The organism is Mixta mediterraneensis, from assembly GCF_014946725.1.
GTDB lineage: Bacteria > Pseudomonadota > Gammaproteobacteria > Enterobacterales > Enterobacteriaceae > Pantoea > Pantoea mediterraneensis.
On sequence record NZ_JACFXY010000001.1, the window covers coordinates 814,174 to 834,535 of the forward strand.

The following is a 20,362-nucleotide window of genomic DNA, read 5'->3' on the forward strand; positions in this document are numbered from 1 at the left end:
AAACCCATCGAACATGCGCCAACAAAGCACTATAATCGCCGCTCAGATCTTACAGGAGCTTTACATGTCTGCTTTTACTCCGGCCAGCGAAGTGATTTTGCGCCACAGTGATGAATTTACCGCCCGCCACGTGCTGTTTGCTGGCGATTTGCAGGATGACCTGCCCGCTCAGCTGGAGACCGCTTCATCACGCGTGCATACCCAGCAATATCATCACTGGCAAAACCTGAGCCGCCGCATGGGCGAGCAAGCGCGTTACGGGCTGGTCGCCCAGGCAGAAGATGTGCAGGGCTGCGATACGCTGGTATATTTTTGGACTAAAAACAAGCCGGAAGTACAATTTCAGCTACAAAATCTGCTGTCGCTGTTGCCGGAAGGCTGCGATGTATTCGTAGTAGGAGAGAACCGCAGCGGCGTGCGTAGCGCCGAAGGCATGCTGGAAAAGTGGGTCAAACTTGAGAAGATCGACAGTGCGCGCCGTTGTGGTCTGTATCATGGTCGTCTGGATGCGCAGCCCGCGTTTGACGTCAACGCGTTTGGCAATACGTATCAACTCAACGATCTCACCGTCCACACCTTGCCAGGCGTATTCAGTCGTGATGGCCTGGATGCGGGCAGCGCGCTGCTGATGTCAACCCTGACGCCACATACCAAAGGTAAAGTGCTGGACATCGGCTGCGGCGCCGGGGTGATTGCCGCTTCTCTGCCTGGTCATTCGCCAAAAGTGCGCCTGTGGTTATGCGATGTGCATGCTGCTGCGATTGAAGCCAGTAAAGCTACGCTGGCGGCGAATGGGCTTGAAGGTGAAGTATTTGCCAGCAACGTTTTCTCTGATGTCACTGGCCGCTTCGATCTTATTATTTCCAATCCGCCTTTCCATGAAGGGGTACAAACCAGCCTGGATGCCGCACAAACCTTGATTCGCGGCGCGGTGAAGCATCTGAACAGCGGGGGTGAGTTACGTATCGTTGCGAACGCCTTCCTGCCCTACCCGCAGGTCCTGGACGAAACGTTTGGCAGTCATGAAGTGCTGGCTCAAACCGGTCGCTTTAAGGTCTATCGTGCCGTCTACGGACGGGGAGCGAAAGCGCGTTAATTACCTGTTATTGCGTTATCTTTCTCTTCGCGGCGTGAAAACGTTGTTTTTTACAGAGATTGTTTCATCACCGCGAAATATCAGTTGACGCAATGCGTAAAACCTCTAAAATGCGCCTCCGTGGTTGTAATACTGCCAAAGTGTTACGGGTATGCGAAGGTGGCGGAATTGGTAGACGCGCTAGCTTCAGGTGTTAGTGTCCTAACGGACGTGAGGGTTCAAGTCCCTCTCTTCGCACCAAAATCACAGATTTCATATCGCACAGCACTGAGCGAAGGTGGCGGAATTGGTAGACGCGCTAGCTTCAGGTGTTAGTGTCTTAACGGACGTGAGGGTTCAAGTCCCTCTCTTCGCACCAACGTTATCCTGTTTCCCCTTCTTTACAACACGCCAAAACAATCAATCACGATGCGTAAAAATTCACCGCCACTGTCGCTAACCCGCTGGCTAATGCCAGGCATGCTGGCAACAGTAAAAAGTGACGCAGGCGGTGATTAAACAACATCACTATCGTCAACAGCAGTGCCACAATCATGACCATGCGCCACTGGCTAAAGCTGGGTTCCCACAGGGCAAATAATGGCAATGCGGCGCACGGTAACAAAACGCCCCATGCACTATCCAGTTTTTTCCCCATCATCCCGCTGACTCCCCACAAGCCACAAGCGGCAATAATTGCTATCACCATCACCAACCCTCAAATGATAATCATTTTCATTATCATATGATAAGTTTTCTCATTGTGCAGCCTGTTTTTGTGTTGCCCAACGGGTCAAGATGACAGACCAGTTGGAAAATGCTAGATTGCGGTCAATAACTCTCCACATAACACAGCAATAATTTGCTCATTGTTCGACACCGAATATTTTTGTCGGCTTGCGCTTTGATATTTCAGAGCCATCACGAGTATTAATAATGAAAATAGAATCTTATGATGCATTGAAACACAGCAAATATCGGCTTTCGCTGATGCTTTTATTGTTTTTAAATGTCGCCGCTTCTCTATTTTGTCTGGTGCCGATGTCAGGAGAAGCAGAAAATGAAATTACTTTGCCGGCTCTCTTTGTCGCCTTTTTTAGCGCAATCTCATTAACCACTTGTTTAATAAAGACTAAAATAAAATTACCACTATTAAATCCTGTTGCGCTCATTCTCGGTTTGCTCTGGGCATGGCACATTAATTATCGCTATCACGCCGTTATTTACTTTGATGGCAGCTTTTTAATTATCAGCCTGTTAAGCATATTTTTTATCAGTGCGATTGCCTTAAGCGATTATCTGGTTGCGTTCTGCCTGCATATTGCCCCGCCGGTTTTAACTGTGCTATGGCTGGACGACGGTGAGCATTTCGTCATGATTTTATTGACTATCGCGCTGCCGCTCATTGGTTTCTCTTTGCAACACTTGATGCGCCGCCGCGCCGATCGCTTCACGCTGCGATTGATGTACCAACTGTATGAAGAGAAAGAGACGTTTAGCGATCTCAGCATGCTCGATCCTCTGACCGGCTTGTATAACCGACGCGGCCTGAAAAACCGCCTCGACAACATTCTGAATAACCACACAGGCAGCCATTACGTGCTGTTGTTGGATATAGATCACTTCAAAGCCTACAACGATAATTATGGTCATGCGATGGGCGACCAGGCGCTGGCACGGGTATCGGTTGCAATTCGTGATGCAGTACGCTCGCGCGATGTAGTGACGCGTTATGGCGGCGAAGAGTTTCTGGTATTAATGACGAATGTTAATGCTTCAATTGCTATGAAACTGGCAGAAAGGATCCGCAAATACGTTGTGGATTTAGAAATTCCCCACCGCTTTAACGAACGGGTTTCTACTCACGTCACTATTAGCGCCGGTATTGCGCCTATTTACGATAATGAATTTGAGCAGGCGGTTGCGAATGCCGATCGCGCATTGTATGTCGCGAAAAGCCAGGGAAGGAATACCATTCTCGCCTGGGAGGATTTACCAAAAGCGAATGTCATCTCTTCAAGCGAAGCACATTAATTCATGCGGTATTAGTGGGCGATAATATTGCCCACATTATCTTTTGCGATATTCTGCGCTATAAGTTCCTGATCCTGTCTTAATAGCATCATTACACGCCGCTTCTCCGCCTGGCTTGTAGATAGAATCAATAACGATTATCATTAGCTTTCTTATCTAAATTTGCGTTGCGAGTCAGCATGGCAATTGTTCCCCAACACAAACATCACTTTGGCAATGAGTCGTTGATTTTCATGCAAAATCAGCAGCCGCTGGCGGATGCGTTGTATGAGATGCTGCAAACACAACGCAGCGATATGTTGGAGATAATCAAGTTTGGTCAGCCTGCCAGGCCAACCATGACATTCAGTGAATGGTCTGCCGCCGACGCGTTTACTGCCCTTACCCAACGCTATAGCGATCATCTTTATCGTAACCATCCTGACGCGATTCGTGAGGCTAAGCCGGTGCAGTCGTTATGGGCACAGTGGTATTTTGGTCTATTGTTGCCGCCGCTGATGATGGCGTTATTGCTGGGGGTCCGCGCGCCGGACTGCGCTCCGCAGCATATACAGGTGGAATTTCATGAAAACGGTCATCCCTGCGCGTTTTGGCTTAACGCACAGGAAGATGAGGATGCGCGTTATCTCAATGCCCACCAGCGAATTGATCGCCTAATCCAGCAACACCTTATTCCGGTGGTAAACGGTATCGCTCAGCATGGCGACATCAATGCCAGGCTTATCTGGAATAATATGGGCTTCTCCTTCTCCTGGTTTCTCGGCGAATTAAAAAACCAGCTCGAAGAAACGGTGATATTACAACTGGAGCAGGCGCTGTTTTTCACCAGCCATTTGCTGGATGGCAGTGATAATCCACTCTATCGCACCATGCTTCCTCGCAACGGTCTGATGGTGCGTCGCAGTTGCTGTCAGCGTTATCGCATCCCCGATGTTGATCAATGTGGTAACTGCACGTTAAATCCAGCCTGATTCCTGTGCATTCTGTTACGAATTCTCTTTTTATCCCGTTTACAGCCTTAAAGGCTTGTGGCAGTTTTTATGCCTGCGATCAACATGGAGATAAAGATGAGCCTGGAGTCAGTCCGCCAGTTCTTTGCCGAACACGCCCCTGAAATTAATATCATTGAGATGGCAGAAAGTACCGCCACGGTAGAAATGGCGGCGCGCGCCCACGGCGTTACGCCAGGCCAGATTGCAAAAACGCTGTCGTTAAAAGTCAAAGATAACGTGGTGTTGATTGTAACGCGCGGCGATGCCCGGCTGGATAACCGTAAACTGAAAGCGGCGTTAGGCGCTAAAGCACGGATGCTAAGCGTGGATGAAGTGATCAACTGGACCGGACATCCGGTTGGCGGCGTTTGTCCGTTTGGCCTGGAAAACCCGCTCACCGTTTATTGTGATGTGTCGCTACGCAGCTTTGATGAAGTCTTACCGGCAGCGGGCGCCATCCATAGCGCCGTGCGTATTTCGCCGCAGCAGCTTGCCGATCTCACTGCGGCGCAATGGGTAGATGTGTGCGAAACGCCCTAATCCGACTGTTTTGCCACCGCCCCTGAAATTTCGATGCCGCGGGTTTCGCGGCCAAAGGCTACCAGTACACAAATTAATACCGCCACCGTACCCGCAACAATCGCCATGCCTAACCCGTAATTGCCGCTGTGCGCTTCGGCAATGCGTGATTGTAGCGTGGCGTTCACCGAAGCAATCAGATTGCCTAGCTGGTAAACAAAGCCGGGCAGCACCGCTCGCGCATTGGCAGGCACCAGTTCAGTAAGGTAAGTCGGCACTACGCCCCATGCGCCCTGCACCATGAATTGCATCAGAAACGCCCCCAATCCAATCACCCATGAACCGCTGGAAAAAGCCCAAAGCGGCAACACTGGCAAAGCGAGAAAGGAAGCCAGAATAATGGCTTTTTTGCGCCCAATACGTTCTGATAAGGCGCCAAAGCAAATCCCGCCCAGCATCGCTGCAATGTTGTAACTGATAGCGATGATACTGACAGTGTGCGCGTCAAACTGATGCTGTACCTTCAGGAAAGTGGGATAAAGATCCTGCGTGCCGTGACTGAAAAAATTAAAGCAAGCCATCAACAACACCATGTAAATACAGATTTTCCAGTGCTGACGAATAGTCGGCAATAGCGCTGAACTCTCTTTACGCTCACGCGCCGCCAGCCACACCGGTGACTCTGGCACTTTGAAATAGATAAACGGCAGCAGCAGAACCGGCACCGCGCCAATCAGGAACATGCCACGCCAGCCAACCATCTCAAAGAATAAGCCAAAGATCACTGACGCCAGCAGGTAGCCGCAGGGATAACCGGCCTGGAAAATGCCGGACATCAAACCGCGCGAGCGATCGGGGATGGTTTCCATCGCCAGCGACGACGCCACGCCCCAGATGCCGCCCATCGCCACGCCATAAATCACGCGAAACGCAAGAAACGCGCCGAAGGTGGGTGACCAGGCAGAGAGCAGTTCAAACAATGAAAACAAGACGATATTCAGCATTAAAATGGGTTTACGCCCATATTTTTCTGCCAGTCGGCCAAACACCAGCGCGCCTATCGGCCGCACTGCCAGCGTCAGCATAATGGCTATCGACACGTCCGAGACCGAGTTGTGAAAGTATTGCGCCAGGTCGCTCAATACAAACACCAGAATAAAGAAATCGAAGGCGTCCAGCGTCCAGCTGGCGAAACTGGCAAACGCCACGTTCCGCTGGGTCGAAGTCCAGTTAAACATACGGGTATCCTGTCTGAGATGCTTCCGGCTCATTGACCGAAATTATTGTGGGTACAACCAGCGACGAATTGGTTGCTTGTTTGTTAACCTTTTGTATATAGCATGTCAGGAAGCATTAGCGTGCTAACGAATTGTCAGCCTTCGCTTCAGGCTGTAAATAACCGTGTCTGGCGGTGTAGAAAAAGCCGTTTCCTGGTGCTCTTTAGATCCCCTGCTCCATACCTGTCTCTGGAAAAGAGGCGCATGTAGCCGGGCCGCCTGACCTTACAGGGCGAGTAAACTTGCGCACCACCACAGTTAACTGGCCCCCTCTGCCAGCCCGCCGCATAACAGCCCTGTCGGGTTACTGCGCAATGCGAGCGCCGGTTTTTTCTGAAAAATTGTTGAGTGATTGGCAAACGCCAGCAATGCTTTACCCTACCAAGGAAGCATCGCAGGAGTGTTATGACAATTATCTTAATGCGACACGGCAAGCCCGATCATCAGGCCAGTGGACGACGCAGCGCACAGGCACTGGCAGACTGGTGCGAAGCTTACGATCTCGCGTTGGTCAGCGATCTGCCGCCTGAGCGCAGCATTCATATTGCCCGCCAGGCTGCGGTAGTGGTATGCAGCCCGCTGCCGCGAGCGCGTTCCTCTCTTACCCGACTGGGCTTACATCCGCATGAAATCGACGGTGTATTTAGCGAAGTGGCTACTCCGCTGCTGCGTTCTGAAGGGGTGCAGCTTCCCGTTTCGATCTGGCTGACGCTGCTGCGTTTATTGTGGTTATGTGGCTATGCGGGAGAAACAGAATCGGTGCAGCATGCCCGTCGTCGCGCGTCACAAGCTGCGGAAAAACTGATCGCGTATTCTCAGCGCGGCACCGTGTTATTGCTTGGTCATGGCATCATGAACAAGTTAATTGCACGTGAGCTGCGTAAACGCGACTGGCAGGCGGAAAAACACGCCAGCAGCCGTCACTGGAGTTCAGCGATCTACCATCGACCTTTCATTTAATCGAGCTGGTAAAAACTCAGAATTTCGCAGCCCGTTCCCACGCGCGGTGTGGCGATGACTTTGCGCTGGGTTAAATCGATAACGCTCAATGTGCCGTCATCTTCATTAGCGATCAGCAGTTGTTGCTTGTCTGAACTGAAACAGCCATCCATTGGCTTATTGCCGACTGCAATATCGCCTAACGGATTAAGCAGGTCGTCGAACAGCGTCGCAATGGGTTCTTGATCGCCAATCGCTACCAATAATTCGCCGTCCGCGCTGAAGCGCACCACCTGACAAGGCCGTTTATGTCCCGGCAGCGCCAGACGCTGGCGAATGCGATGGCTTTGCCGATCGATCACATACAGCAGTGGCGAATCGGCAGCACTCGCGACCAGATAAGGATGTTTGGGTGAAGCGGCGATACCGGCAATCGGGCCAGGCAACAAAATATTATCGATGACGCGACCCTCAGTTTCACACAGATCAACCACGGTAATGCTTGCATCCTCTTCGTTATCAGTAAACAGCTTGCGCCCGCTGGGTGATAACGTCAGGCGGTGCGCATGATGCGAAGGGATGGGGATCGTTTTTTCTATTTTATCGGTCGCAGGATTAATCACCGCTACCGTCGCGCTGTCTTCACAGCAGAGATAAACCATGCCGTCACGCCCTAACTGTCCGGTGTGTGGCGCGCGCAGCGGCGACATATCGATAAAACCGCTAATTTCACGACGCCGTAAATCAATCACCGCGACTTTGTGACCGGGATGCGGATTATCACCGTGCATACCATCACCATAAATCGGCACATAGGCTTTTCCCCAAGGCGTTAACATCAACAATTCATGCGGGCGCGGTGGAAAAGCGTTTAATTCCTGCTGCACCGCAAAGGTTTCAGGATTGAGAAACAGTACGCGATTGCCTTGCTTATCTACCGCCAGCAATCCACTGGATTCATGCTGCATATCGTCTCCTTTCTCTGTAAGCTTTCTTTAAGCGTAGACAATCAACCCTGCGCTGTACGATCCAGTCCAAAGATGAGCAATGCTAAAGATGCTGATTTAATCTCAACTGAACTGACTAAATAGAGAAAGGCCTGCAATAACACGCCAGGCGTGGATAAAATTAAGAACTTCCTTAATTCATATATTATAAATTAAGAAAATGGCCCCTATAAATCATTAAACAGCGATGAATTAAATTAACTTACCCTCATCTGATTTCTTTCCGGTTTATCCTAAATTCAGAAAAATACATAGCTAATGCGTTAATAATGTTTTATTAAGAAGGTGCAGTGCAATTTTATACAGCCGTGAGGAAACTATCGCGCGCTTAACGCTGCGTCACCATCAGGGAAAACCATAATCTGCCCGAATCATGTGCCTTACAGCCAGAAAAATGACGGGTATAACGATAATAACAGGTGCATCATGACTACATTCAGCCAACGTCCAGCGCATAAGTTATGGCGCAACTGGAAGCGAATAGCGTTTACCAGTCAGATGTTATGGAATAAGAAAAAACACAGCGCGGTAATCGCACCAGAATATGATCCAGAGCAAGAAGAAAATGTTGTCTTGTTATCACAGCAGAAAAGCTTGCCCGATATACGGCTTTGTTGAATAAATCAGCTTCAGGACGAGTGACTCTGTAGCTGACCGGGTTTTCAGGCAATACGCACGCTTTCTGGCATACCAGCCTTCGTTATTTTATTCAGCGCACGCACCATGCCCAAAGCCTCTGCTACCTGACCATCGTAATCACGCAGCGTCAGTGAACCTCCGAACAGTTGCTTTACCCTGTACATGGCCGTCTCCGCTATCGAGCGACGGTTGTAATCTGTTGTCCATTTCCACCGGGCATTACTCCCGGTCAGCCGCTGATTCGCTACTGCACGGTTACGGTCTGCGTACTCTACGGGCCAGTAACCCGCTCCTTTTCGGGGCGGGATGAGGGCACTGATTTTCTTGCGCCGCAGTTCATCGTGACAGAGTCGGGTGTCGTAAGCGCCGTCTGCTGCGGCTGCCCTGATTTTTCTGTGTGTCTGCCGGATAAGACCCGGGAAAGCTTCTGAGTCCGTGACGTTGTTCAGAGACAGGTCCGCGCAGATGACTTCATGTGTTCTGCTGTCAACGGCCAGATGCAGCTTCCGCCAGGTACGACGGCGCTCTTTGCCGTGATTTTTGACTTTCCATTCGCCTTCCCCAAAAACCTTCAGCCCGGTGGAATCAATCGCCAGGTGTGCGATTTCACCCCGGGTGGGTGTTTTGAAACAGACATTAACCGACTTTGCCCGCTTGCTGACACTGCTGTAATCCGGGCAGCGCAACGGAACGTTCATCAGGGCAAAAATGGAATCAATAAAACCCTGCGCAGCCTGCAGGGTCAGCCGGAACAGGCGTTTAATCATCAGGACGGTGGTGATGGCAAGGTCAGAATAGCGCTGAGGTCTTCCCCGTGATGAAGGCGTTGCCGACTCATACCAGGCATGAGTCGCTTCATCGTCCAGCCAGAAAGTGAGGGAGCCACGGTTGATGAGGGCTTTGTTGTAGGTGGGCCAGTTGGTGATTTTGAACTTTTGCTTTGCCACGGAACGGTCTGTGTTGTCGGGAGGATGCGTGATCTGATCCTTCAACTCAGCAAAAGTTCGATTTATTCAACAAAGCCCCGATATACCCAAAAAAGTCTGGATGTACTGGCACGACGAGCAGCTTCCTAAGTCAATGAAGTTGAATATCAAAAAGTTACGTCAGGACAATGCCGATCACGAAATCAATCTGATTACCCAGCGCACGCTGTCTCAATGGCTGCCGGATCTTAATTTTATTTCATCGGACCTGACGCTGGCGCACAAAAGCGACATCATTCGCCTGGAACTGTTACAGCGTTATGGGGGAATCGGCATTGATTGCAGCACCCTATTATTTGAAAACCTTTCCTGGGTACATAAAGTTCATCAGGAAAGGCCCATGGATGTGATCGGTTATTATCGCGAACGTTCGACAATTAATTATCTTTCGCCAGTGACCGAAAGCTGGTTTCTGGCTGCCGCGCCGCAAAATCCGTTTATTCGTGAATGGTTAAAACAGCTGGCTCCGGTAAAAAATATCGGCATTCAGAATTATGTTCAGGAATTGAAAAAGCGCGATGACTTTCCGTTAATTTTACAAAATATCGATAACCCGTCGCGCCAGTTGCTCTCCCTGGCGCAACAGGTGGCGATTCGGGAATATCGTCGCATTAACTTTTATCTGCGCAAGGGCGAGGCCAACGCTTATTACTATCAGGGCCTGCATGCCGATAACAGTGACGCATTTGCCCGCTCAGTGCTTTTTCAGCAGCGTCCTCAAACGCCGCCGCCAATTATAAAACTGACCGGCAATGAGCGGTTGCACCTGGATTTTAATCTGCATCTTGGTCTGTATAACCGCACCAGCCTGATTGGCGAGATGATGCATAGTGCATCGCCTGTTCCGCTGGCGCTGCCTTCAGCTATCAACAAAACGCGTGCGTAACCAGTGCGCAAAAGTAGTGACTGCACGCGGCACCTGCGCCGACCATGGCCGGACAATCCATAACCGCGAAGCAAAAGCCTCTACTGCCTGCCAGTCAGCCAAAACCTGCTGCAATAAGCCGGATTTTAATGCCTCGCTGGCGCTAAAGTCTGGCAGCATGGCAATGCCCAGACCCTGTAATGCAGCATCGCGAATCGACTCGTTATTATTGGTGGCAAAGCAGCCCTGAATGCGTACCTGAACGCGTTCTTTACCGTGAGCTGTCGCAAAAGTCCAGCGAGGTGATTCCACACCACGCGGATAATACAAACAGTTATGGCGTGCTAAATCCTGTGGCGTTTGCGGATTACCCTGCTGCGCCAGGTATCCCGGCGCCGCCACCAGCAGCGTGCGGGTTTCACACAGCGGCTGCGCGATATGCGTTTCTGGCAGCGAATCACTGTGGCGTATCGCCAGATCAAAGCCTTCACTGCTGAGTGAGACGATGCGATCGGTGACGTCCAGCTGCAAACGGACTTGCGGAAATTCACGCAAAAAATCGCCGACGATCGGCACCAGCTGCTGACGGGCAAACGCCACTGGCGCGGTAACGCGAACTAAGCCGCGTAACGGCCCGGCAGTATCGCGCACGCTGAAAAAACTCTGTTCAATGCGGGAAAACGGTTCGCGCAGTTCCTCCACCAGTTTTTCACCCGCCAGGGTTAAACGCACGCTGCGTGTAGTGCGTTGCACCAGTGACACACCCGCCATTGCTTCCAGCTCTTTAATTTTTTGGCTCATCGCCGCTTTACTGACATCCAGCCGCTCAGCTGCACGCGTAAAACTTCCCTGCTCTGCCAGCACGGTTAACCAGTGCAGGTGTCCCCAAAGTGCATCAGTTTTTATCTCTTTCATTATTATTGTTCAATATAGTGAATAATCAGTTCAGGTTACGCGCTTTTTCTTCAGGGTTAAAGCAGGCAGCATAGCCCTGTCAGCTTTCGTCATCATTTAACTCAGAACCGAGGGGAATCGCCATGCCGTTACTACAATTTGATGTTATTCAGGGCCGTTCGCCGTCCGAATTGCGCACGTTATTAGACGCCGCGCATCGTGCCGTATTGACGGCGTTTAAAGTACCCGAGCGCGATCGTTATCAAATTGTTCAGGAAAACAAAGGGTATCAGATGGTCTTTCAGGATACCGGGCTGGGTTTCACCCGCAGCGATAATTTAGTGATGGTACGCGTCTATACCAGTCCGCGCAGCAGCGAGCAGAAGCAGTTATTTATGGCTGAGCTGGCACGCGAATTACGCGAAAGCTGCGGCGTGCAGGGAAATGATTTAATGATCAGCTTTATTACCAATGGCAAAGGCGACTGGAGCTTTGCCGATGGTGAAGCGCAATATCTGACCGGCAAGCTGTAGTAAGGATTTACTCTCCTCCACTGATGGCGGTTGGTGATCGCCGTCAGGTCACCACCTTTTCTCTCTAATCTGCGTTAAGCCATTCTCTATTCCACCGCACAAATCTGGCTGGATATGTTGCAGCCTTATGACAGCCCATATAGATTGTCGAAAAAACCATTCTGAAAAAATGGTCGATTGCGCGCCAGGGTGCGTATTCATGTGAAAAGAGGAATTAACGTTGTCCGAATTAGTGTCAGTCGCATTGTTTCTGGCCGCCATTGCAATTTATTCCAGTAAAGCCGGGCGAAATAAATTCTGGTTCATCCTTGTTTTATTATTACTTATTCTGTTTGTAGTGCTTAACGCCACGCTGTATGCCAGCGACTATTTTACCGGCGACGGCATCAACGATGCTGTGCTCTATACCCTGACCAACAGCCTGACCGGTGCAGGTGTCAGTAAATATATCGTGCCTGCTATCGGGCTGATCATTATCTTATTTTTACTCTTTTGCCTGCTGTCGTGGCTGCTCCGTCGTCGCGAGCGTCCCCATCACCCTGGCTGGAGTTTACTGGCATTTGCCTGTGCCGCCGGTTCCGTCCAAACCACGCCAGCGTTTCGTCAGATGACTTCGCTGATCGCGTCATACTCTCAGCTGGCGGATTCTGATTTCGATACTTTCTATAAAGTGCCCGAAAACCATATTAATCAGCCCAGGCTAAATGTGGTGTATATCTATGGCGAAAGCCTGGAACGTACCTATTTTAATCAGCAGACATTTCCCGGACTCGCACCTGAACTCAGTCGCGAGAAAGAGCAAAGTATTGATTTTAGCCATACCGAGCAGTTGCCTGGCACGGATTACACCATTGCAGGTATGGTCGCGTCGCAATGCGGCATTCCGCTGTTTGCGCCATTTGATGGCAACGCATCGGCGGCACTTTCCAGCTTCTATCCACAGAATGTCTGCCTGGGCGACATCCTGAAAAACTCCGGTTACGAAAACTGGTTTATTCAGGGTGCTGATCTGCGCTTTGCTGGAAAAGATGTGTTTCTGAAATCACATGGTTTTAGTCCAGACAATATGTACGGTTCGCAGGAGCTAAAAAACCGCGTCGCCGACCCTGCCTATCGCAATAACTGGGGCTATTACGATGACACGGTGATGAATGAGGTGTTTAAAAAATATGAAGAACTTTCGCGCCAGCAAAAGCGCTTCGCGCTGTTTACCCTGACAGTGGATACCCATCATCCCGACGGCTTTATCTCACGCAGTTGCCAGCGCAAAAGCTACAGTTATGACGGCAAACCCAACCAATCTTTAAGCGCGGTTGCCTGCTCGCAGGAGCATGTGGCGCGCCTGATCGAACGCATTAAAGCTTCGCCGTGGTTTAAGAATACGGTGATCGTGGTGACTTCCGATCATCTGGCGATGAACAATACCGCGCATCCCTATCTGATTAAGCAGCCGCGCCATGACCTGTTTATGGTGATCCGCGGTGACCACCCACAGGCAAGCGTGATCGACAGCAAACGCAGCACGCTGGATAACGGCGCAACGCTACTGGATATTCTTGGCGGTGATAAAGCTATCGGCCTGGGCCGCAGCAGCCTTTCATCCATCTCACTTTCTGCTCAGTTTGATGATCTGAAAAAGAAAGTAATGAGCTGGAAGCCTGACATTATTCAGTTGTGGAATTTTCCAAAGAACATGGACAAATTCACCGTAGATACGGCGAAAAACATCTTCAGCTTTTCGGGCACCACGTTTAAATTACCCATTCTGTTTCGTGTAACAGATAAACACGTAGAGCCGCTGCCGGAAGGGGAATATTCGGCGCCGCTGCGTTATCAGCTGGCAGATTTTATTTCAACGGATAAATTCGTCTGGGTCGATCGCTGCTTCAAGATGGCGCGTATGTGGAAACCTGAACTGGCGCTTTCCACCGATTATTGCCTGGCAATGGGACAAATGGGCGGTCTGCCAACGGTAACGCTGATCGATAAGCCGCAATGGAAAAGTAAAGTGCAGTTTCCGAATAGCAGCGCCAGCGACTCACAATATCAACGCAATCTGGCCCAGATTCGCGTGCTGGATAATGACATCCGCTACCATGCAGATCGCTTTTTATTCAATGTACCAGGCGCGCCTGACAACGTTAAAAGCTTTAGCGGTATCTCTCGCCCGGAAAGTTGGGGGCGCTGGTCAAATGCCAACCTCGCACCAGAAGTGAATATTGAATATGTTGATGCATTGCCAACGAAATTTGATTTAGTGATCACCGCGCGGGCTTTTGGCCCCAACGTGCATCGTGCTATTCCGGTTCGCGTGGGCGATCAGCAGCAACTTCTCACGCTGGGCGAGAAGTTTTCTACCACGACCTTGCACTTTGAAAATTCGAACGGTAGCCATAATTTGATTATTGCGCCCCCGGAACCGCAGCTGAGTAATATCGGTAATATCATTGGCTAGGATCCGCGCAAATTAGGTATTGGCATGGTGGACATTAAAATTGTCCCGCAACCGTGAGGCTATTCCCGCTATTTATGTCATTTCACCACAAAGAGTGACATAATGTTTCTTAACTTTTCATAATTTATAATGTGGATCATCGCGGTGCATTCTGCACCGCCTCTTCCATAAGTTATTCGTTTATCTTACGGATTTAATCTTTCGTCCTTCTTTTGCCAGCCTGATATAACTTTCTTTCATCTGCTGTCGCACTTTATCGCCCCGGTTAATAACACCTGGCACATTATATGCTTTATCACCTTATTCCGTAATAAAACGGAACGGATTGTAAAGCCGTATAAAAGGTAACAGGGGAAATTATTTATGGCGTCGACGGGACTTAAAAAGAAATTAGGCCTGATGGATCTGTCACTGCTTGGTATCGGATCAATGATAGGTTCAGGCTGGTTGTATGCTGCGCTGAATAGTTCCGGTTATGCGGGCGCGCACACCGGTTGGGCGTGGATATTGGGGGCCGTTATCGTGCTGCTGATCGGGCTGGTGTATGCCGAGCTTTCGTCCTCCATTCCGCGTGCGGGCGGCTTTGTGCGTTATCCTAACTATTCTCACGGTAATATTGTTGGTTTTGTTATTGGCGTAAGCTCGTTGCTGGCTTATACCAGTACCGCAGGCGTTGAAGTGGAAGCGGTACGCCAGTATGCCGTGTATTGGTGGCCAGGATTGGGTAATGCCGACGGCAGTCCAACCGGCCTGGGTTTCGCGGTCCAGATCGGCCTGCTAGTGGGATTCTTTTTACTTAATTACTGGAGCGTCAGCTTCTTTGGCCGGGTCAATACAATCGTCACCATCTTCAAATTTATTGTGCCGCTGCTCACCATCGTTACCCTGTTTCTTTACTTTCACGCGCCGAACCTGGACGTGCCGCCACCTCCGCCAGGCGGCGCACATGGCGTGTTCACGTCATTAACCGGTGCCGGTATTGTTTTTGCCTATCTCGGCTTTCGCCAGGCGGTAGATTTTGCCAGTGAAGCGAAAAACCCGCAGCGCAATGTACCGCTGGCGATTGGTATCGCAATTGCCGTCAGCTTCGTTATCTATATTGCTTTGCAATATGCCTTTATGGGCGCGGTGCCAGCGAACCTGCTGAGTCAGCACGGCTGGGATGGATTGAAGCAGGTCTTCTAGTCACCTTATGCCGATCTGGCGCGTAGTCTGGGTATTACCTGGTTGATCAATCTGATCCTCATTGATGCGGTGATTTCCCCCGCTGGAACCGGAAATATCTATTTAGCGGGTGCGTCGCGCGTGCTGTTTGCCTGGGCGCGCAATGGACATCTGTTTAAAATCTTTGGCAAAGTGGATGCCAAATCGGGCGTACCGCGCGGCGCGCTGTGGCTGTCGCTGATTCTGGCTATCGCCTGGACGCTGCCTTCTGAGTTTCAGGTGTGGGGCGGATTAATCGGCGCGGTTACATCGGCTACGGTTTTCACCTACATGCCGGGACCGGTAACGCTGGGCGCGTTCCGTAACCATCAGCCCGCTATGCAGCGTCCGTTCCGCTTGCCGCTTTCTGCCTTGCTTAGTCCGCTGGCATTTGTCGCCAGTACATTACTCATTTACTGGAGCGGTTGGCCGGTCAATGAGATCCTTATCCCTGTCTTAATTGTGGCCTGGATAGGTTATGCCATTTTTGGCAAGAAAAACGCCCAGTTCACGCAGGATCTGAGCTGTGCGTGGTGGCTGTTGGCGTATTACATCGCCATAATGCTGCTTTCAATGCTTGGCACTTTTGGCGGAAGTGGCGTTATCAGCGCACCGCTGGATATGGTACTGGTGGTAGTGGCTTCGCTGGTTTGCTATTACTGGGGCGTTAAGGCCAGCCTGAAAAGGCCCGATATTCGCGACGAAGAGCATGAGACTTCGGCGTCAGCCGATAAAATCAACAGCAAATACGCTCACAGTTAATGCCATCCTTTCCCCTGCACAACTCTGCGGGGGAAAGGCTTTTCATCACTTCTTTACGCTTTTGTAAGCCTTCCCTTATTCGTGGATACGCAGAGCTTCCAGTTTTTCATGCTGCTTGCCGTCAGCGCCGAAGTTGTCACGGTTCAGCCAACGTTCAAAAGCGTTTTTGACCTGCGGCCATTCACCGTCAATGACTGAGAACCAGCTGGTATCACGGCTGCGTCCTTTATAGACAATCGCCTGGCGAAATTCACCTTCGTAACTGAATCCCAGCCTTAAGGCTGCACGACGTGAAGGTTCGTTACAGCTGTCGCATTTCCACTCATAGCGACGATAGCCAAGCTGTGCAAAAACATAGCGCATCAACAGGTAATGCGCTTCGGTTGCCATCCGCGTTTGCTTTAGCAACGGCGAAAATGCCACATGTCCTACTTCAACTACGCCATGCCTGGGTTCGATACGCATCAACGCCAGGCTGCCGACCGGTTTGTCCGTTTGCAAGTCAATTACCGTGAAGTGCAGCGGGTCGCGACTGCCTTCCATTAATGCCGCGTTCTTTAGCCAGTCCTGCATTGTGTTAAACGGACCGACAGCCATGTAGGTCCAGTCACGATCATCTTTTGCCTGCGAATAAGCGGCAAACAGTGCATCGGCATGATTTGCCATACTGAAGGGTTCAAGACGACAGTATTGCCCGACAAAGCTTTCACGCTGCGGAAAAGGACGTTCCTGCCAGTCCAACGGCTGACCAATGGGTTGACCATATTGATTGGTATAGTGTGCCATGCTGTTTTCCTGTTTAAGTGACAGCAACAGGCTGTCACTTTCCTGGCGGGTTAAAAAGTGCTACGAGCGAAAACGGCCTGGGTTAATTTTGGCCAACAGCAATATCAGTGACAGGCAAACCGTGGCTGGGCGCAGTAAATTTGCCGTTTATTGCAGCACGCGGCGGGTGAACGATCATCACCGTACACGCACAGCGGTTCACGCCGAACGCTTTGGCAAAAGGCCGGTCATCAACAGATCCGGCCTTCGCGTTTAGCCACGGAAGAAAATATCGCCTGATTTCCCCATCACAATCTTACCGACATCATTAGTAATTAAGATGTAGTTGGCATTGATATAGGCCCAGTGGGTATTTTCTTGCGGCGCAGGCAGGTTACGTTTTTGCCATTCGGTAATGGTATACGTCTTATCCAGATACTGCTGCGGCACCGTATCACCGATTTTATACTCTTTATAATCGATGATGATCGTGGTGAGATCGTAGGTCGGTGGCGTATTTGGCGCACTGGTATCCGACTGCGCTGGCGTCGTCGGTGTAATACCATCATTGGATTGAGACGACGGTGACGTACTGGCATCCGGTTGTGCGGCATTCGTATCCGGCTCGGCCTGCTGGATTTGTGGCGGTGGCGGCACGGTATCGGTGCCTTCATTGGCAGCCTGAGCCGTGTTAAGCAGGCTCAATGAGCCAAACAGTAATCCTGCTGAAAGAAAAGTGATTTGAATCCGGCGCATAGTCGCTTCCACATTGAATAAAAAGTGGTAACAGTAGACCAAGAGATAGACATTCTGTACAGCGGCACAGTTCCCGTCCACGGCGTGTGAATGTAAGAAAACGCAACGTTATTCTCCGCTCAGTACGGATTTACGCTGTATCGGATGGCAAAATCCCCGCGTAAAATTAGCTACAAATGCGCCTGTAAGCAGCGCATTAAATCGTGCGTTGATTGACGAAAACCGTGCTAAACCTGATGGAAGCGGAAGAAGCGTGTACACTGCAACGGTTTTAATCGCCCCTTAACCACGAAATCATGAAATGCCGGGAGACAACCCTATGAAAGATGGCCCACTGACCGAGAAAGAGCTGGAATGGCTTGAAGAGATGCTGGAAAAACATGGCAGTGAAGCGTCGATTCTGGATGTCTCAGAGCTGGATGGATTGCTCACCGCCGTACTTTCTGGCCCCACCACGGTTGAGCCGGGTGAATGGTTACTTGCGCTGTGGGGCGGGCAAAAACATGTGCCGAAGTGGAGCAACGAGCGCGAGATGACGCGTTTTATGTCGCTTTGCTTCCAGCATATGAACGACATTGCCGATCGCTTATCTGAGTACCCGGACCAGTTTGAGCCGGTATTTGGCCTTCGCAAAATAGAAGGTCTGGAATTTACGGTGGTGGAAGAGTGGTGCTTCGGCTATATGCGCGGCGTGGCGCTGACTGACTGGTCAACGTTGCCACCGTCTCTGCAGCCGATGCTGGAAGCGATTGCCCTGCACGGCACAGAAGAGAATCTTGAGAAACTGGATACGCTAACGCCGGAAGAAATGGAAGCCAGCATTGATGCCATCCGCCCTGCTGCGCTGGCACTGCACGACTACTGGATTTCACAGCCGGAAGCAATTAAGCAGCCACAAAAACCCATTGTGGCGGATGCACTGCCAGGCCGGAATGAACCTTGCCCCTGTGGGAGCGGCAAGAAATTTAAGCAATGCTGTTTGCATTAATTTGAGTTAGCGTTTTTATTTTATCACGGCTTGTGTTCCTTAAGGGACAAGCCGTTTTATTATGAAATAAGCTCTCCCTTAATTGCCTTCCGTCATTTTTTGATTATCTGTATCTTCACTTACCGTAATGTGAATTAATCGGTTTAACGCCTCAGTCGCCAGGTATTTTTATACTTTATCTGGCATAATTTTTTTGCCTGGTCATTAACCACGAGAAAAGATGCCTCAATTTAAGTAAAGTGCTATTACGGCAGAAGCGGGACATTTCACGGGCTTCTTTATAAAGACGATTAGTGCAGCGGCATTACCCCTACGAATACAATATAAAAAGAAGTTTTTTCACTTGATATACGCGCTTTAAATTTTGCAAACTTAATGGATTGAATTAAATGAGTCCTAAGCCCTAATGTGTGACACATATCACACCTTAGGACCTTTACCTGTTATGGCGTTAATTAAGGATGGATGAGACGTGCCAAAAATAATCCCAGCTATAAATAGTTGCAGTGGTAAAATAACAGCCGGCGAGAAGCGCCTTGCTCGAATTCTTGAAAACAATCTAAGTAGCGAAGCATTATGCTGGTACGATATTGCGATTGGCGAACGTAATTTATACCCGGATTTCATCATTCTCGAACCCAAAATAGGTTTGATCTTTTTAGAAGTTAAAGACTGGTTCTCGAGTCGTATAAGATCGTTTGACAAAGACAAGCTTGAATACGAGAACGATGAAGGGATCATATGCCTGAAAAATCCTTTTGAGCAGGTACGGAATTATGCCAACACCGCAATAAACTGGCTAAGAAAAGATGCTGGCTTACAACAGCGCGATGGAAAATACACAGGAAGTTTCTGCTTCCCCTATGGATATAGCGTTTACCTGAGTAACATAACCAGAAAGCAATATAATAAACTCTTTGAAAGTGACGCCTCAAAAAACATTCTTCCGGCAAATCATGTTATTTGCAAAGATGAAATTACTGAATTTATGAGCGCAGAAAAAATTCAGCAGCAAATAAACAAACTAGTAGGTTATAAATTTTATTTTGAAGCGACGATTGAAAAAATAAACCGAATTCGCTGGAATTTATATCCTGAAATACGCATTCAGGGAAAAAATAAAAAATATGATGAAGCGGAAAATACAGAACATGATACTGTTCAGTCCCCAGGCATCATAAAAATAATGGATACTCAGCAAGAATTATTAGCACGCAGCCTTGGCGAAGGCCATCGTGTTATTCATGGTGTGGCTGGTTCCGGTAAGACGTTAATTTTACTTTATCGCTGTTATCATCTGGCAAAAACGTCTACTTCCGAAAAACCAATCTTAGTTACCTGCTTTAATATTACTTTAGCACGAAAATTATCATCAATAATAAAAACAACGATACCGCAAGCGAATATCGAAGTTATACATTTCCATTCCTGGTGTGCCAGAAAAGTAAAGGAATATCAGCTTCCCTGCCAGAAAGAGGGTAACCATGTTAAAAACCTTGAGTTAGCGGTTATTAATGGTTTTCAGAACGCATCTCTACCCGCGGGTGGCTTTGTTGAATAAATCAGCTTCAGGACGAGTGACTCTGTAGCTGACCGGGTTTTCAGGCAATACGCACGCTTTCTGGCATACCAGCCTTCGTTATTTTATTCAGCGCACGCACCATGCCCAAAGC

General features: G+C 49.6%; 17 protein-coding genes, 2 tRNA genes and 2 pseudogenes. 14 read left to right on the forward strand and 7 right to left on the reverse strand.

Annotation, left to right across the window (positions count from 1 at the left end):
- Positions 1 to 64 precede the first annotated feature (64 nt).
- The 3 genes from rsmC (at position 65) to H2P46_RS03995 (ending at position 1,454) form a co-directional block, all read left to right on the forward strand.
- Positions 65 to 1,096 carry a 16S rRNA (guanine(1207)-N(2))-methyltransferase RsmC gene (gene rsmC, locus H2P46_RS03985; protein ID WP_193403891.1) on the forward strand — a complete coding sequence of 344 codons (1,032 nt, stop codon included), beginning with the start codon at positions 65 to 67 and terminating at the stop codon, positions 1,094 to 1,096.
- 153 nt (positions 1,097 to 1,249) lie between these two features.
- Positions 1,250 to 1,336, forward strand: a tRNA-Leu gene (locus H2P46_RS03990).
- Positions 1,337 to 1,367: 31 nt separating this feature from the next.
- Positions 1,368 to 1,454, forward strand: a tRNA-Leu gene (locus tag H2P46_RS03995).
- Between the two features lie 45 nt (positions 1,455 to 1,499).
- Here H2P46_RS03995 and H2P46_RS04000 read toward each other — a convergent pair.
- Positions 1,500 to 1,784, reverse strand: coding sequence for a DUF1435 family protein (locus H2P46_RS04000; protein WP_193403892.1), 285 nt, complete (start codon positions 1,782 to 1,784; stop codon positions 1,500 to 1,502).
- A 227-nt stretch (positions 1,785 to 2,011) separates the two neighbouring features.
- On the opposite strand from H2P46_RS04000, the gene H2P46_RS04005 reads away from it, so the two are divergent.
- The 3 genes from H2P46_RS04005 to H2P46_RS04015 all read left to right on the forward strand — a co-directional run bounded on the left by H2P46_RS04005 (position 2,012) and on the right by H2P46_RS04015 (position 4,641).
- A complete protein-coding gene (locus H2P46_RS04005) occupies positions 2,012 to 3,109 on the forward strand; it encodes a GGDEF domain-containing protein (protein ID WP_193403893.1) in 1,098 nt (365 codons plus the stop codon).
- Between the two features lie 179 nt (positions 3,110 to 3,288).
- Positions 3,289 to 4,080 carry a siderophore-iron reductase FhuF gene (gene fhuF / locus H2P46_RS04010; protein ID WP_193403894.1) on the forward strand — a complete coding sequence of 264 codons (792 nt, stop codon included), beginning with the start codon at positions 3,289 to 3,291 and terminating at the stop codon, positions 4,078 to 4,080.
- Positions 4,081 to 4,176: 96 nt separating this feature from the next.
- Positions 4,177 to 4,641, forward strand: a complete 465-nt coding sequence (locus tag H2P46_RS04015) for a YbaK/EbsC family protein (protein WP_193403895.1) — start codon at positions 4,177 to 4,179, stop codon at positions 4,639 to 4,641.
- Here the strand turns inward: H2P46_RS04015 and H2P46_RS04020 are convergent.
- Positions 4,638 to 5,858, reverse strand: a complete 1,221-nt coding sequence (locus H2P46_RS04020; protein ID WP_193403896.1) for an MFS transporter — start codon at positions 5,856 to 5,858, stop codon at positions 4,638 to 4,640. The two genes, H2P46_RS04015 and H2P46_RS04020, sit on opposite strands and share 4 nt — an antisense overlap.
- 444 nt (positions 5,859 to 6,302) lie before the next feature.
- Here H2P46_RS04020 and H2P46_RS04025 point away from each other — a divergent pair, with 444 nt between their 5' ends.
- Positions 6,303 to 6,857, forward strand: coding sequence for a histidine phosphatase family protein (locus tag H2P46_RS04025; RefSeq protein WP_193403897.1), 555 nt, complete (start codon positions 6,303 to 6,305; stop codon positions 6,855 to 6,857).
- Here the strand turns inward: H2P46_RS04025 and H2P46_RS04030 are convergent.
- Complete coding sequence (locus H2P46_RS04030; RefSeq protein ID WP_193403898.1) at positions 6,854 to 7,804, reverse strand: beta-propeller fold lactonase family protein; 951 nt, start codon at positions 7,802 to 7,804, stop codon at positions 6,854 to 6,856. The genes H2P46_RS04025 and H2P46_RS04030 overlap by 4 nt on opposite strands.
- 465 nt (positions 7,805 to 8,269) lie before the next feature.
- On the opposite strand from H2P46_RS04030, the gene H2P46_RS04035 reads away from it, so the two are divergent.
- On the forward strand, positions 8,270 to 8,461 hold the full coding sequence (locus H2P46_RS04035) for a hypothetical protein (protein ID WP_193403899.1): 192 nt from the start codon (positions 8,270 to 8,272) through the stop codon (positions 8,459 to 8,461).
- A gap of 44 nt (positions 8,462 to 8,505) precedes the next feature.
- Here the strand turns inward: H2P46_RS04035 and H2P46_RS04040 are convergent, their stop codons facing one another.
- The gene (locus H2P46_RS04040) at positions 8,506 to 9,474 is read right to left on the reverse strand and encodes an IS5 family transposase (protein ID WP_193403900.1); all 969 of its coding nucleotides are present in this window, start codon (positions 9,472 to 9,474) and stop codon (positions 8,506 to 8,508) included.
- Between the two features lie 31 nt (positions 9,475 to 9,505).
- Between H2P46_RS04040 and H2P46_RS04045 the strand changes: the two are divergent.
- Positions 9,506 to 10,354, forward strand: a pseudogene (locus tag H2P46_RS04045) (glycosyltransferase family 32 protein); the annotation flags it as partial.
- On the opposite strand, the gene H2P46_RS04050 reads toward H2P46_RS04045, so the two are convergent.
- Positions 10,328 to 11,248, reverse strand: coding sequence for a LysR family transcriptional regulator (locus H2P46_RS04050; RefSeq protein ID WP_193403902.1), 921 nt, complete (start codon positions 11,246 to 11,248; stop codon positions 10,328 to 10,330). The pseudogene H2P46_RS04045 and the gene H2P46_RS04050 overlap by 27 nt on opposite strands.
- Before the next feature lie 122 nt (positions 11,249 to 11,370).
- Between H2P46_RS04050 and H2P46_RS04055 the strand changes: the two genes are divergently transcribed.
- The 3 genes and pseudogenes from H2P46_RS04055 to H2P46_RS23305 all read left to right on the forward strand — a co-directional run bounded on the left by H2P46_RS04055 (position 11,371) and on the right by H2P46_RS23305 (position 16,180).
- Positions 11,371 to 11,760: a tautomerase family protein gene (locus H2P46_RS04055; protein WP_193403903.1), complete on the forward strand. Its 390-nt coding sequence runs from the start codon at positions 11,371 to 11,373 to the stop codon at positions 11,758 to 11,760.
- A 220-nt stretch (positions 11,761 to 11,980) separates the two neighbouring features.
- Positions 11,981 to 14,215, forward strand: a complete 2,235-nt coding sequence (gene opgB / locus H2P46_RS04060) for a phosphatidylglycerol--membrane-oligosaccharide glycerophosphotransferase (RefSeq protein WP_193403904.1) — start codon at positions 11,981 to 11,983, stop codon at positions 14,213 to 14,215.
- A gap of 363 nt (positions 14,216 to 14,578) precedes the next feature.
- Positions 14,579 to 16,180: pseudogene (locus H2P46_RS23305) on the forward strand (APC family permease).
- A gap of 75 nt (positions 16,181 to 16,255) precedes the next feature.
- Here the strand turns inward: H2P46_RS23305 and H2P46_RS04070 are convergent.
- Entirely contained in the window at positions 16,256 to 16,966 is a 711-nt protein-coding gene (locus H2P46_RS04070) for a GNAT family N-acetyltransferase (protein WP_193403905.1), read from the reverse strand.
- A 252-nt stretch (positions 16,967 to 17,218) separates the two neighbouring features.
- On the reverse strand, positions 17,219 to 17,701 hold the full coding sequence (locus H2P46_RS04075) for an RcnB family protein (protein WP_193403906.1): 483 nt from the start codon (positions 17,699 to 17,701) through the stop codon (positions 17,219 to 17,221).
- Positions 17,702 to 18,020: 319 nt separating this feature from the next.
- On the opposite strand from H2P46_RS04075, the gene H2P46_RS04080 reads away from it, so the two are divergent.
- Together H2P46_RS04080 and H2P46_RS04085 are read left to right on the forward strand one after the other, a co-directional pair.
- Complete coding sequence (locus H2P46_RS04080) at positions 18,021 to 18,689, forward strand: YecA/YgfB family protein (RefSeq protein WP_193403907.1); 669 nt, start codon at positions 18,021 to 18,023, stop codon at positions 18,687 to 18,689.
- A 472-nt stretch (positions 18,690 to 19,161) separates the two neighbouring features.
- Complete coding sequence (locus H2P46_RS04085) at positions 19,162 to 20,250, forward strand: NERD domain-containing protein (RefSeq protein WP_193403908.1); 1,089 nt, start codon at positions 19,162 to 19,164, stop codon at positions 20,248 to 20,250.
- Positions 20,251 to 20,362: the final 112 nt, after the last annotated feature.

Excerpts from the sequence above, each read along its gene's own strand:
- rsmC (WP_193403891.1), top strand. The coding sequence starts at position 65 with ATGTCTGCTTTTACTCCGGCCAGCGAAGTGATTTTGCGCCACAGTGAT.
- H2P46_RS04000 (WP_193403892.1), bottom strand. The coding sequence starts at position 1,784 with ATGGTGATAGCAATTATTGCCGCTTGTGGCTTGTGGGGAGTCAGCGGG.
- H2P46_RS04005 (WP_193403893.1), top strand. The coding sequence starts at position 2,012 with ATGAAAATAGAATCTTATGATGCATTGAAACACAGCAAATATCGGCTT.
- fhuF (WP_193403894.1), top strand. The coding sequence starts at position 3,289 with ATGGCAATTGTTCCCCAACACAAACATCACTTTGGCAATGAGTCGTTG.
- H2P46_RS04015 (WP_193403895.1), top strand. The coding sequence starts at position 4,177 with ATGAGCCTGGAGTCAGTCCGCCAGTTCTTTGCCGAACACGCCCCTGAA.
- H2P46_RS04020 (WP_193403896.1), bottom strand. The coding sequence starts at position 5,858 with ATGTTTAACTGGACTTCGACCCAGCGGAACGTGGCGTTTGCCAGTTTC.
- H2P46_RS04025 (WP_193403897.1), top strand. The coding sequence starts at position 6,303 with ATGACAATTATCTTAATGCGACACGGCAAGCCCGATCATCAGGCCAGT.
- H2P46_RS04030 (WP_193403898.1), bottom strand. The coding sequence starts at position 7,804 with ATGCAGCATGAATCCAGTGGATTGCTGGCGGTAGATAAGCAAGGCAAT.
- H2P46_RS04035 (WP_193403899.1), top strand. The coding sequence starts at position 8,270 with ATGACTACATTCAGCCAACGTCCAGCGCATAAGTTATGGCGCAACTGG.
- H2P46_RS04050 (WP_193403902.1), bottom strand. The coding sequence starts at position 11,248 with ATGAAAGAGATAAAAACTGATGCACTTTGGGGACACCTGCACTGGTTA.
- H2P46_RS04055 (WP_193403903.1), top strand. The coding sequence starts at position 11,371 with ATGCCGTTACTACAATTTGATGTTATTCAGGGCCGTTCGCCGTCCGAA.
- H2P46_RS04070 (WP_193403905.1), bottom strand. The coding sequence starts at position 16,966 with ATGGCACACTATACCAATCAATATGGTCAACCCATTGGTCAGCCGTTG.
- H2P46_RS04075 (WP_193403906.1), bottom strand. The coding sequence starts at position 17,701 with ATGCGCCGGATTCAAATCACTTTTCTTTCAGCAGGATTACTGTTTGGC.
- H2P46_RS04080 (WP_193403907.1), top strand. The coding sequence starts at position 18,021 with ATGAAAGATGGCCCACTGACCGAGAAAGAGCTGGAATGGCTTGAAGAG.